Annotated in this window: 8 protein-coding genes; 3 read left to right on the forward strand and 5 right to left on the reverse strand. The window is 43.5% G+C overall.

The window, feature by feature from the left end; all coding sequences use genetic code 11:
- The 3 genes from Q1V93_RS17515 to Q1V93_RS17525 form a co-directional block, all read left to right on the forward strand.
- The coding region (locus Q1V93_RS17515) for a 3-methyl-2-oxobutanoate hydroxymethyltransferase (protein WP_300666453.1) at nt 1-478 on the forward strand (478 nt) is incomplete at its 5' end.
- Between the two features lie 3 nt (nt 479-481).
- Nucleotides 482-1,183 carry an RNA pseudouridine synthase gene (locus Q1V93_RS17520; RefSeq protein WP_300666454.1) on the forward strand — a complete coding sequence of 234 codons (702 nt, stop codon included), beginning with the start codon at nt 482-484 and terminating at the stop codon, nt 1,181-1,183.
- On the forward strand, nt 1,180-3,318 hold the full coding sequence (locus tag Q1V93_RS17525; protein ID WP_300666456.1) for a two-component regulator propeller domain-containing protein: 2,139 nt from the start codon (nt 1,180-1,182) through the stop codon (nt 3,316-3,318). Before Q1V93_RS17520 ends, Q1V93_RS17525 begins: the two co-directional genes overlap by 4 nt.
- An 85-nt stretch (nt 3,319-3,403) precedes the next feature.
- Here the strand turns inward: Q1V93_RS17525 and Q1V93_RS17530 are convergent, their stop codons facing one another.
- The 5 genes from Q1V93_RS17530 to Q1V93_RS17550 form a co-directional block, all read right to left on the reverse strand.
- Nucleotides 3,404-4,450: a PorP/SprF family type IX secretion system membrane protein gene (locus Q1V93_RS17530; RefSeq protein ID WP_300666457.1), complete on the reverse strand. Its 1,047-nt coding sequence runs from the start codon at nt 4,448-4,450 to the stop codon at nt 3,404-3,406.
- Nucleotides 4,451-4,453: 3 nt separating this feature from the next.
- The gene (locus Q1V93_RS17535; RefSeq protein ID WP_300666458.1) at nt 4,454-11,401 is read right to left on the reverse strand and encodes a PKD domain-containing protein; all 6,948 of its coding nucleotides are present in this window, start codon (nt 11,399-11,401) and stop codon (nt 4,454-4,456) included.
- Nucleotides 11,402-11,594: 193 nt separating this feature from the next.
- Nucleotides 11,595-12,596 carry a T9SS type A sorting domain-containing protein gene (locus tag Q1V93_RS17540; protein WP_300666459.1) on the reverse strand — a complete coding sequence of 334 codons (1,002 nt, stop codon included), beginning with the start codon at nt 12,594-12,596 and terminating at the stop codon, nt 11,595-11,597.
- Between the two features lie 165 nt (nt 12,597-12,761).
- A complete protein-coding gene (locus tag Q1V93_RS17545; protein WP_300666460.1) occupies nt 12,762-13,658 on the reverse strand; it encodes a hypothetical protein in 897 nt (298 codons plus the stop codon).
- A gap of 6 nt (nt 13,659-13,664) precedes the next feature.
- The coding region (locus tag Q1V93_RS17550; RefSeq protein WP_300666462.1) for a hypothetical protein at nt 13,665-13,961 on the reverse strand (297 nt) is incomplete at its 5' end.

Raw genomic sequence — 13,961 nt, forward strand, 5'->3', positions numbered from 1 at the left:
ATCGGGTGGACACGGGGTGAAACTGGAAGGTGGAATTGAAATTATCGAGTCGATCAAACGCATTTTAACAGCCGGTATTCCGGTGATGGGACATTTGGGTTTGACTCCTCAATCCATATACAAATTCGGAACCTACGTGGTTCGTGCAAAAGAAGAAGCCGAAGCACAACGTTTGATCGAAGATGCGAAAGCATTGGAAGAAGCGGGTTGTTTTGCAATCGTTCTGGAGAAAATTCCGGCAGCATTGGCTGAAAAAGTAGCGAAATCGGTGTCCATTCCAATTATCGGAATCGGGGCGGGTAACGGAGTCGACGGACAAGTATTGGTGGTTCACGACATGCTGGGAATCAACAACGAATTTTCACCTCGTTTCCTGAGAAAATACGCCAATTTGTACGACATTATGCTGGATGCGGTGAAAAACTACATTCAGGATGTGCGCAGCGGCGATTTCCCGAATCAAAACGAACAATATTAGTCAATGGAGCAAATCCGACCGGAAGATGTTCTCTACGAGGACAACCATTTGGTAGTTGTCAACAAGCACGCAGGTGAAAATGTACAGGGAGACATTTCCGGAGATTTTCCGTTGGTAGAAAAAGTGCGGGAGTATATCCGGCATAAATTCGATAAACCGGGAAATGTTTTCTGCGGTTTGATTCATCGCCTGGATCGCCCGGTTTCCGGAGCAATTGCCTTTGCACGTACGAGTAAGGCCTTGACGCGAATGAATAAATTGTTTGCTGAAAAACATCCGCGGAAAGTATATTGGGCGGTTGTAGAAAAAGCTCCAAAAGAGAAATCCGGCTTCTTGCTGCATCATTTGGAAAGAAATGAAAAGCAGAACAAGACGTATGTTTACAACGAAGCACGGAAAAATTCCAAGGAAGCACGATTGAAATACCGTCAGTTGATCAGCTCGGATAATTATACCTTGCTGGAAGTGGAGCTGGAAACCGGACGACATCATCAAATTCGTGCACAGTTATCCGCAATCGGCTGCATCATCAAAGGCGATCTGAAATACGGTGCAAAACGCTCAAATCCGGATGGTTTCATATATTTGCATTCCAGGGAACTGGAATTTGAACATCCGACATCTAAAGAAAATATCAAAATAACAGCACCGGTGCCAAATGATAAATTGTGGCTTTGGTTTGAAAGTGAAATGCAAAAAAAATGAAATTAATTCCAATCTTTCTTCTATTCACATCCTTCGTTTTTGCTCAGACAAAATCGTATTATTATCCCGTGGAGGCATCTTTGGATGACCACCACATCACTGCAATAGAACAAGATGCATTCGGACGATTGATTATTGGAACCGATAAAGGAATGTTTTCATTCAACGGATTTCAATCCAAAGCGATTCCATGTCCGAAATTGTATTCGAAAGATATTCTTCAATTATTGCGCATAAAAGAACGGTTTTTCGGATTGAATAAAACCGGTCAGCTTTTCGAGATTAAGCAAAACCAGGTTGTTTTGATTCCTGTTAAATCCGTCAAAAGCCACATTCTTCGCCTGGAAAAAGGTCCACACGATTTATTGAGAATCATTTGTTCAGATGCGCTTTACGATTTCAAATTGGATCCTTTTTCACTGGAGGCAAAAACATCCATTCCGTTTTACGAGAAAGGAAAGGCCGAATTGATAGATTATTGTGAGAATGAAAAAGGGCGCTTTGCATTGCTGTCCAGCAATGAATTGGTCGATATTGATGATCAGACTTCGAGAACCTTACCTGGAATGACCGGGAAATGGTTGATGGGACAAGCAAACAGCGTGACCATTTTTCCTCTAAGACCGAATTCGAACATCTCGCTGCAGTTTGTAAACAAGCGTTTTAAGAACCTCAATAAACTGATCGGGGCGTTTAATCATTCAGTCCAGAAAGCAGTCAAAATTGATGACAAAATTTACCTCTTGTCCGAAACCGGGATGATTGTTCTGAAATACGGAGAAATGCGTGTGAACTCGGTAATCGTTGGCTTGCATGTGACGGCGGTTTTCCAGGATCAGGATAAAAATGTGTGGATCGGTACGCACTCAAAAGGGTTGTATTGTATGCCTGCCGGAACTTACAAGATGTTAAATTCTACCGAGTTTAACTCGCTGGATTTGTTCAATAAAGAAATCATTGCCGGAAGCAGTTCCGGAGAGCTGATGATCTTAAATAAATTCGGGAAAAAGGTTCGGAGTGTATCGTCCCTGAATGATGTCAAACGACCAAACCAGGCTGTGATTCAAGTACCGGTTTTATTGGAAAATGAATTGGTGAAAGAAGTGATTTTGTTGAAATCGGGAAATTACCTGATTGTTTCTTCCAAAGGTTTGTTTACCATCGAAGCAAAGTCTCCGAAGGATTTGCGTGAAAAGCTGAAAAAGAATGCTGCCAGAACAATCGTTTTGGAAAGTCCGGTCAAAGAATTTACCCCATCCGATACGAATGAAGTCTTGTTTTCGAACCTGGAAGGACTTTTCACCCTGGATCTGGAAACTCTCGAATACAAATCTATCCGTTACTTCAATGAAACAATTGATCCGTCACAAATCCTGTTTCACGACAATAAATGGTATGTTTTAAGTTCCGCAAACCGGATTTTCACCATTAAGAACGGAAAAGTTGCGCATGAAATAAACTTCCGGGAGAATGGAAGCAACATGCAGGTTTCGAAATTCAAAATCTACAACAACCGATTTTACCTGCTTACGGATAAGACACTCTATAAAACTGCCGATTTGAACGGAAACCTCGAACGTCTGGAAGAGCTTTCAGGAATGAGTGACTTGTTTTTAAGAGATTTTGTTGTTCTGGAAGGGAAAGTCTATGTGGCTACTCAATTCGGCTTGTTTGAGTTCAAATGGGAAAAGATCGAAACCAATTTCCCCAATTTCATACTTGGAAAAGCAGCAGGGAACTATCAAAAGGATCATTCTACAACTTTTGGATCTGACAATACGGAAGTAACCATTCCTTATGAATTGGTAGAACTCATGGGGAATCACCCGTACCAGTTGCAATACCGGTTGATCCGAAACGGAGATAAAGACCAGATTCATTGGTCAAATACCTCATTGGGATTAACAAAACTGACTTTCGAACATTTGAGTTCCGGAACTTACAACCTGGAATTGCGTTTGTTTGACCCTGGAACAGGCCGCTTCTCCAGATTGAGTACAACGGATTTCAAAATCCAGGCATCGTGGTATGAAGATACCCTGGTTTGGTTCGTTGCCGGAATTTTGGTCGGATTCTTTGGTTTGTTGTATCTGAAACGCAGAAAACGGTTGAAGAAACTGGAACTGAAAGGGTAGGGAATATTCATCCGTTGTTTTCAGATGTGAGTAATTTTATACGGATTCGTAAAATTGCGAATTGGCAAAATTGAAAAATGCCCAATCAAAACCCGCTCAATTCCTTCGGACACTGATAACGGCGACGCATATTCTTGCTGTTCACATTTTTCGAAAACAAAACCTTATTCGGAATCTCAAACAAAAGCGAAAGTTCATGACTTCCGTAGCTGCTTGTTTTCAAACGGGAAATCGTCATATCGAAATTATAAGTTACCCGCCAGGTTGCTTCATACTTGCTTTTCATGTTCAGACCAAGCGTGAAAATAAACGAATCGTATTGCTTGATATTCATAGCGGCCGTTCGGTTTCTGAACCAAACGCCGATAATGAAAGGTTGACTCACGAAATTACTCCCGATACTGAATGTTCTGAATGCATTTTGCATTTCAAAAACAGATCCCGGAGATACAATGAATTCATTGAAAAGCAAGTTTGCCTGCGCATGAAATACGAGTTTTAAAGGTAGTTTCTCACTGTCTGCAAGAAATGCATCTTTTGGTTGAGACAAATGATGCACGCCGGCACCAAGTGTTGCATTGAAACGTTTGAAAGAACTGCGCTGTTTCCGGGCACTTCCGTTAAAACGCATCACCAACCCGGCGCTGAAATCGGCGTAAGAAACATGGTTGTAACCCGGACGGTTAAAACTGCTTTCCTTGAATTTTCCCATCGTTTCATCCAGCTGGTCGGAAAAGGTCAGTTTCGACCAATCAATATTTTTCGTAACGAAACCGCCGCTTACTCCGGCTTGAAGAATGAAGTTTTTCGTGTCGACAGGCCTGTAGGAATAATTGACATAACCTCCGGCAGTGCGCAGGAGTGCTTCGCCACCCACATCCGAATAAGCCATGATGCCGAGCCCCATTTTGTACATGGTTTGCGCTTCGGCAGAAAACGAATACGTATTGAATCTTCCGGGAATTGGTCCCCAAAGCGAACGGGCATTCAAACGAATGGCGATTCCGTTGTTAATAGCCGTCATGGAAGGGTTGTAGTAAACCGGATTATTGTAGAATTGCGAAAAATTCGGATCTTGGGCCAATCCGGTTCTTACAAGAGCAAGTAATAGAAGTAAAAGTCCTGTTCTCATTGGTTATCGGATTACGGTTACGGTTCCGGATCGTTTGATTCTTCCTTTCGGATATGCTTTCCCTTCCCAGATTTGTTCATTTCGGAAAGTCGCCGTCGCTTTCCACACATATGCGTCCTGTTGCACCGGAACACCACGGTAAGTTCCGTCCCAGTGTTCGGTTGGTCTTCCGTTTTCATCCAGCGCATCGGTCGACCAGATCAGATTTCCCCAATCATCATAAATCAATAATTCAAACGTTTTCAAGCCAACTCCTTTCGGGATAAAATTGGCGACTTCAAAATCGCTGTGTCCCGGGCTCATGGCATTCGGAATGTGTAAGCCGAAGAAGAAATCGACCGTGATTCGTTTTACAATTGTGTCGGAACAGCCGTAGTTGGTATTTGCAATGAGTGTAATGACATAGTCACCATCACCTTCATACACTTGAGTCGGGTTTTCTTCCGTTGATTGATTTCCGTTTCCGAAATCCCAGTGATAGGCATCTGCCAGGCTGCTTAGGTTGTTAAAGACAACGGTTCCGTCCAACGGTTCCGGATTTTCATAATCGAAGTTTGCAGTTGGCTGAGGTAAAATCGTAATTGAAGAGCCGGCTGTTACCGTGTCGTTACAACCACCATCTCCGTAAGCAACCAAAACGATGTGATAGGTTCCGCTTGCCGGATAACTGTAATGGATGGTATTTCCCGTCAGAACCGTTCCGTTGCCCAAATACCAAGAAACAGAATCTGCAGAAAGCGAAGTGGCCTGTAACTCAATTTCATTTCCCATACAGATCGAATCGGTCGGTAATCCGAACGAAGCACTTGGCATCTGGTAAGAAGAAACCGTTTTCTGAATGCTGTCGATACAACCATGGATAGAAGTTCCGACTAACGTAACGGTGTAATTTCCAACCTGCTGATACGTGGAAGTGGGATTGGTCAATGTTGAAGCAAGGCCGTTTCCGAAGTTCCAGGCGTAGCCAACTGCATTGCTGCTGTTATTGGTGAAATTGATCACAGTAGGCTGAACACACGGATCAACAGGAGTAAAGCTGAAATCAACCGTTGGCAACGGGTGAACCGTGACAACTTGTGTGGCTGTATCTGTACAACCGATATTGTCGACAACAACTAATTGCACGGCATAAGCACCTGAATTGGTGTAAGTATGACTCGGATTATTCTGAATCGAAGAATTCCCGTCGCCAAAATTCCACGCATGACTCACAATTCCCGTGCTGGTATTATTCATCTGAACAGTTAATTCCACACAACCGGCATTCGGTCCGAGCGTGAATTGTGAATTTGGTCCCGGATTCACTTTGATTGTTTTACTCATTTGCGTGCTGCAACCATACGTTTGACTGATTCCGGATAAAGTCACTGTGTAAATTCCCGGGCTGGAATAACTGTGTGAAGGATTCGTCAGGGAAGAAGTGGTTCCGTCTCCGAAATCCCAGTTGACGGAAGCGATTCCCGTACTCAGATTCGTAAATGCAACTACCTGGTTCACACAAACAGAGTCGAAAGCACTAAAATTGATCTGTGGTAAAGGGTGAACCGTTACAATCGTTGTGGTCGTATCAAATCCGCAACCTGCTGCAAAAAGAGACACGACATACGTTCCGGGAGCTGTAAAAGTGTGTGAAGGATTGTAAACGCTTGAAAGATTCCCGTCTCCGAAATCCCAGGAAGAGAAACTTGCTCCTTGCGAAAACTGAGTCAGATTGATTGTATGTGGCACACAACCATTCGGGTTGTCGATATTGAAAAACGCATTTACCTGTGGTGGAAGTACCGTTATCTGGTGCTGAATCGTGTCAGAACCACATTCATTACTCACAATGAGTTGAATGGTGTAAGTGGTGTCTTCCGTTCCCGTAAAGAAGGTATGCTGAAGTGTCGGATTTGATGTGTTTGACGTTGAACCGTCTCCGAAATTCCATTCGTAGGCATCGGGTAATCCGTAACTGTTGTTCACCAGATCGAGAATCAACGGAGTACAGCCAATATTGGTCAATGTTCCGAAAACAGCCGTTGGCGAAGGCATCACCGTAATTTGTTCCGAATGACTATCACTTCCGCAGAAATTTGTCAGACTCAATGTAATGGTATAGCTGGTGTCGGCAATATTTCCAGCCTGATAAGTTTGTGAAACAGGAGTTGCATTCGTGCTGCTTTGTCCGTTTCCGTAATTCCAGTTGTACGTTAAACTTTGTCCGGTAGACAAATCGGAGAAAGATACGGGCATCGGACCACAGGCCGAATCAGGAGTCAAGCTGAACAAAGCATTCGGAGCTTCGCGCACCTCCATTGCTTGTACTAAGGTGTCCAAACAACCGAATGTGGAAGTAACGATCAATTCCACGTCGTAGAAACCAATTGCGCTATAAGCATGAGAAGGAGCTGAGACGTTTGAACTGGTTCCGTCATCAAAATCCCAGTCAAATTGAACAGCCAGCTGACTGTTGTTTGTGAATGTTTCCGATGTTCCAACGCAAGTGATTGGATTGAATGAAAATGCTGCAACCGGCATTGGGTGAACGATCGCCAGTAAAGTATCCCGGTTCACACAAGTTGTTACCGGGTCAGTAAATGTGTAAACAATTGTATTTGTTCCCAAAGGAGCCATTTCAGGATCAAAAGTTCCTGCATTTGAATTGGTAATCCCGTTTCCGCTCCAGATTCCGTTGGCAGGTGTTCCTGTGAAATTGACAGGATCATCACTCGGACAAAATTCCATATCTGTTCCAACGGTTACAACAGGCAGGGCATGAACGGTAAATAACATCGTATCACGTGTCAGACAGTTTCCTGCTCCGTTTGAAATAACCAAAGGAAATGTTCCCGGAACGGATGGAGTGAATAATCCGCCGGAAGTAACATGAAGACCGGTCCAGGTTCCGCTTACAGGCGTACCGTTTAGTTGTACGCTCGGAACGTCGATACAAATTGCTATATCCGGACCTGCATTTGCCAATGCCGGATTTACCACGGTTACGATACGGTTGTCGGAATTCGTACAACCGTTTGCATTGGTAAATGAATAGGTTAAGGTAAACGCCCCGATTGTATTTGGAGTAAATTGACCCGAAGGCGTAATTCCTGTTCCCGACCATGTTCCTCCGTTTGGAGTTCCGGTAAATTGAACCGGGAATGGTTGATTACACAAAGTAGTATCTGCTCCTGCATTCACAAGAGGAAGCGGATTGACTGTAACGGACAAGATATCGGAACTCGTGCAACTGTTTCCATCGGTGAAAGTATACGTAAGATTATGTACACCGGCTCCGGCGCCGGAAGGAGTGAACTCTCCGGTTGGATTCGTGATTCCTGTCCCAGACCAGGTTCCTCCGCCTGGAGTTCCAGTCAAAATTTGTACTCCGGCGTCAATACATACGCTGAAATCAGCTCCGGCATTCACAACGGGCAAAGGATTGACCAAAGCAACAACCGTATCTCTCAATAAACAAGTTCCGGATCCTAAAGTATAAACCAGGTTGAAACTTCCGGCAATGGTCGGATTGAAAATTCCTCCCGGAGTGACATATGAGCCAGTCCATGTTCCTCCTGTTGGTGTTGGACTTAAAGTTACATTCGGAGCATCAATACAAACGGCGAAATTTGGTCCTGCATCCGGTTGTGTAGGGCTGATGATTGTTACAATTCGCGTGTCGCTGTTTGTACATCCGTTTGCGTTGGTAAATGTATATGTTAAAGTGAAGGTTCCTGTTCCGTTCGGAGTAAAAACTCCTGCCGGACTGACATTTGTTCCTGACCAGGTTCCTCCTGCCGGAGACCGGCTCAAAGTAAACGGATTAGGCTGATCGCACGCCGTTGTATCCGGCCCGGCGTTCACAATTGGTAAAGGATTTACCGTAACAACCAGGTTATCGGAAGCTGAACAGCCATTGGCATTGGTAAAAGAATAGGTCAATGTTTTGTTTCCTGTGCTTGCAACAGCCGGATCAAAAGTCCCGATTGGATTTATGATTCCGGTTCCTGTCCATGTACCGCCGGAAGGAGTTCCGGAAAGATTTTGAATTCCGGCATCCATACAGAGCGAAAAATTAGGACCTGCGTCAACAACCGGTAGTGGGTTTACAGTCATGCGCATCGTATCACGCGACAAACAGGTTCCTGTTCCGAAGGTGTAAACCAATGAATGCGTTCCGACAACATTCGGTGTAAAAACTCCTGCGGAAGTAATTCCGGTTCCTGACCATGTTCCGCCAACAGGTGAGCCGACCAGGGTGATTGCAGGAGAACCGAAACAACGTGAGGAATCAGCACCTGCAGAAGCAGGAGTTGGATCTACAACTGTCACAACAAGTGTATCTCTGTTCGTACATCCGTTTCCGTTGGTAAACGAATAAACCAGATTGAATGAACCGATTCCGTTTGGAGTGAAAACCCCTGTGGAAGTAACATTTGTTCCTGTCCAGGTTCCACCCGCAGGACTTGGAGTCAAAGTAAAAGGAATGGGTTGATTACAAAGTGTCACATTCGGCCCTGCATTGACAACCGGTAAAGGATTCACTGTTACTGTAACCGTTCTGGTGCCGGAACAGGTTCCGTTAGATCCTGTGATTGTATAGGTTTGATTCGCTGCGGGACTAGCATTTACCGTTGCTGTGTTTGTTGCAGATAATCCGGTTGCCGGACTCCAGGTATAGGTACTCGCTCCGGAAGCTGTAAGCGAAACGGAATCACCGCGGCAAATCGTTGCGCTTGGCGGTGTCACAGTAATAACCGGAATCGGATTGACGACTAAGGTAACAGACGCGCTTGGGCCGGGACATCCGTTCATCGTTCCGAAAACGGTATACGTCCCGGCTTGGGACGCTGTAACATTCGTTAAATTAAAGTTTTGCTGATTGCTTGTAAATGAGTTTGGTCCTGACCACGAATAAGTAGTCGATGCAGAAGCATTAGACGTGAAATTGGCAGTGCTTCCGGCACAAATCGGGCTGTTTACCTGCGGATTGAGCGCAGGAGGAATGGGCTTGATAACAACTGATGCATTGGCAGTTGTTGTTCCGCATGCGTTTGTGACGGCTAATGAAACGGGGAAAGTTCCGGCTGTTGGAAAAGATACCGAACCTGGAATCAAGGTTGTAGCATTGGAAGGAGTTCCCCCGGTAAATGTCCATAAATAAGCGTCTGAAGGTTCCAAACAATCATTCACAACTGCTGTTGGGCTTACGTTTGCTCCGGCACACACACTTGGGATTGTGTTGATCGTAACCCGTGGAGGTGACTGTGCCACAATCGGTTGATTCGCGATGAAAGAACCACAGGAATTCGTCAAAGTCAAACGCACGGTATAATTTCCCGGTTGTGTAAACTGAATTTGAGGATTCACTGAGGAAGCATTGGTTCCGCCTACAAACGAAAAAGTACCCGAAGATGGCAAACAAGGGCTTCCGTTGAAAAGAACCGACCAGGTTCTGGTCACATTACAAGTATTCGCTAAATTGGAAGCGTCAGTAATCTGAGTCGTGAACGGAATACAGGCAGAGCCCGGATTCAAGGTGAAAGAAGGAACCGGTGGACTTTCGATGCAAACAGTTCTCGTAATGGTATTGACATTACAGCTGTTGGTTGTTGTGAGAGTAACCGTATACGTTCCCGGACTGGTATAAACATGACCCGGGTTGGTGGGAGTAGTGGTGGTCAATGTTTGCCCATCCCCGAAATTCCATTGGAACAAGGTGCTGGAACTGCAGGAACTGTTAAATCCAACTTGTGTGGAATTCTGAAATATGACATTCGATCCGACACAATTGTTCACGCTGGTTACATTGAAATTTGATTGCGGCCCCGTATAGACGCGAATTGGCGAAATAGAAGCTTCACTGCTATCGCACAAATTGATTGCTTTAATGCGAAACACAAATTGGTTTCCGCTTTGCCCGCAGGATGAGCTTGAATAAGTGTGACAAATCGTAGCGGGTGGCGGGTGAGGCAAGGTATCTTTGGGAGAACCGTCTCCGTAATCCACCACATAAAAAGTAGTGCTGTGATTGGAAGCATAATTACTGAGCGGGAAACAAAGTGTGATTGGTCCGCAACCCGTTGTTGCTCCGGGGTTTGCCGCTCCGATAGACGGGTTTGTAATATTGGCGATATTATAGGTGGTGGTGTCGGCACAACCGTTATTTCCGATAAGGATGTAGTTTAACTCGAAGATCGCTGCTGTATTGTACGTGTGGGAAACTCCTCCTCCCGGAAAAGTAGTCGAACTGAAATCAGGTGAACCGTCTCCCCATTGAATGACATAAGATGAAACCTGGTTGGTTGCCGATGCATCGAAAACCGTCATTCCGAAATTAGATCCGTCGCAATTCCGCATTTCAGCTACAGGATCCACCAAAGTCGGTACGGGAAGTGCATTGATAGTTACCGTTTGATTGAAACTTGCCGTACAACCGTTTGAATTGGTTACAACCAATGTGACGACATAATTTTGAACTCCGGTGCCGGTTGCATGGTATAAATGAGTAGGATTCGACTGACTGCTGGTATTTTGCGATCCTGAAGCAGGATCTCCGAAGTTCCAGGAATAACTCAAGCCCGATCCGGATGAGGTATTGGTAAATTGAACCGGAAGATTTGAACAATTGTTGTTTCCTGTAAAAGAAAATGAAGCGTTTGGGGGAGGAGCAACGGTTACATCCACGGTGCTGATATCCGTACAACCTAAGGATGAACTGACAGTAAGCGTATACGTTTCATTATTGGTAGCTGTAAGTGTTGGGTTCGGGCAATTCGTGCAGGAAAGTCCTGTTGCCGGTGACCAGGAATAAGATAAGGTTCCGGCTCCTGTTCCTGCGGGGGTTCCGCCCAGTTGAACGGTTGATCCTGAACAAATCAATACATCTGAACCTGCATCAGCGGTACATTGAGCAAATAAATGAACATTCAATAAAAGATAAGTAGTAATAAGAAGGAAAAAAGGCCTCATTGTTAGTTTTCATGTAGCAGGTATAAAGATTCGGATTAAATCCGGATTGGAGAATACCTTATTTGTAGTAATTTGTTGTTCCGAAGATTGCTGGGCAATTTAGTGAAAAAACCGGAAATGAGTAGTATTCTGTGATAAAAAAAACAGCCCCGGAAATTTCCGGGGCTGTTTCAAAAAGGGTGTTTATTTTTTCTTAGTTGATAGTCAACTTTTTAGTCGTCTTGCTTCCGTTAGAAATAACAACTACGTTGTAGATTCCAGCTTGAATATCGGATACATTCATTGTTTGAGTAGCACCAGTATTTTCAGTAGACAATACTGTTTTTCCAGCTAAATCAACAATAGAGATTGTTTCGTTTCCTGACAAACCTGTAAGAGTAACTGACTCGTTTGCAGGGTTCGGGTATAAACCGAATTCTTTTGTGTTCAATTCATTTAAACCTACTGTTCCAGCTGGCAAAACGCTGCTCATTACAAGGTTTCGTGTTGTTGGACCTCCCATGTCAATAGTCAATTGTGCATGAACGAATACAGGTAAGCTTGAGTTTGCTAAATCATAGTATTCGTATTGAGTTCTGTTGATTTGTACTGTTAGAAGACCAGCATTTGCAGTTGCATTTTCAACGATTTTATAACGAAGAACGTTATTTAATGTAACGGAGCTGCTCAATTTTAATGTTCCGGAACCATCAACACTTGCAGTAATATTTCCTGTTGTTGGGATCGGAGTAGGTATAAGAGAAGTATGAGCATTTCCTGAGAAAGCATCTGTTAAAGTGTTTGTTACCGCAAAAGGATAGTTCATCAAAATCTCTGTATTTCCATCAAGGATCAAATCAATTGTTCCTGCAGATGGGTCTTCAAAGCTGAATCCTTGAGAAACGCGCTCTGTAGCTGTAGATGAGAAGTAAGTAGTGATAAAGTTAGGAATTTGAATTGCTTTTGCAGCACCAGTAAAGTCTGAATTTGGAGGGGTAACTACTGCAATTGTTTTAGTTGCTGCAGCTCCGTACCCCGAAACCCCGGAGTAATCCCAGGTAACACCTGTTCCTACAATAGAAGATAAATTAGAAGCGTTTGAATCCACAACAAACAAGTTTTTACTTGCACCGATTGCCGGTTCATTTGTTTGGTTGAACTGACCGAATGCAGCTCCTGTAATTAAGCTTGTAGCTAAGAGTAAATTTAATTTCATAGTTTATTTTTTTTTCAAATTTATTGATTTGTGCCTATATCGTTACCATTTTTATTTGAACGGTAAGCATTGTTTAGCATTTAAATGTAGTTTCTCACAAAAGGTTGGAAAATCATTCGGTTTTATAACATAAGTGTGCATGTTTTGTTGAAAATTGAATTCCACCTAAAGCATAATCACCAAACCGGTTCTTACACTGAACAGGTTTTGAAAGCGGTATTTCGACAATTGAAGTTTTTGTTCTGCCTCGTAATCCGTGTTTCCATAATATGAGCCGTTGTAACTGCTTCCAAGATCAAAAGGATCTTCGTTAATAAGCAGCTGAATCGGGAAATTGATGTGAACATAGCCTCCGAAGTTCCATGCAAGGTTTTTGGAAATCGGCAGGCGGTATTCCAAACCATACATCACTGTCAGGTTAAATGTTGTTTCATCCGTCATTTTTAAATTCCGGTCACTGATCAGCAAAGAATCATAGGAACCAAAATTGTTTTCCATTGCTGAAATGGATTTGTAATTACCTGATTTTAGTTTCGATAACTCAATACCCATTCCCAATACATGAACCAATCCGACAGGAGCATTTGATCCTTTGGATGCAATTTCAATACGCGGCATGATCCTGAATGTGGTGTATTTCACGCGGGCATCGTACCCGGGAGTGTAGAAGTAATTTCCGAATTGATCGTATCCGTTTTTACCTCCGATATTCTTCATGAAGATATTCCCGAAATAGTAATTGAAATCTACCGAAAAAGTGGTTCTTTCCTTTAATACAATTCCCAGGTTTCCGTAAACGCTGTAATTGAACTGATCGCTATTGATTTGCGTTTTGTAAGCGGCATAATAAGAATCTGTTCTTAACTGGCGTTCAGGATAACTGGCCAATTTCAGAAGGCTGTTATGATGAATACCTGCACCAAGCTGCATGACGAAACGTTTTCCGTAAAAACCAATTTCGGAATTCTTTTTCTTTGCAGAGGTGGAGGTCTTTGTTTGCCCGAATACTGCTGAAAAACTGATGAAGGATAGTACGAATAAAAAAGATATAGATTTTAACATGAGGTCTTAATTAGTTGATTTGAAAATTTCATAATACTTGGAACCTAACAGTATTTTTGAAGGTCTTCCATTGATCTGGTAAAGCTTAGAGAAATCTGCATGACCATTTTTCAGATCCACTCCGATAAAATTGATCAGTGTTTTTTGAGAATCCAATAATTTACCGGTCATCATAATCAAAGCCATTGGCGGAACATACCAGGTTGCCAAAACAGGTCTGGCAATTTCCATCGGGTCGCTCTTCCGGTTGTCCATGTAGAAGATGTTCGGGATCATGATGACATCTGAGCTGTACTTTTTGGA

Source organism: Fluviicola sp., from assembly GCF_030151805.1.
Lineage (GTDB): Bacteria > Bacteroidota > Bacteroidia > Flavobacteriales_D > Crocinitomicaceae > Fluviicola.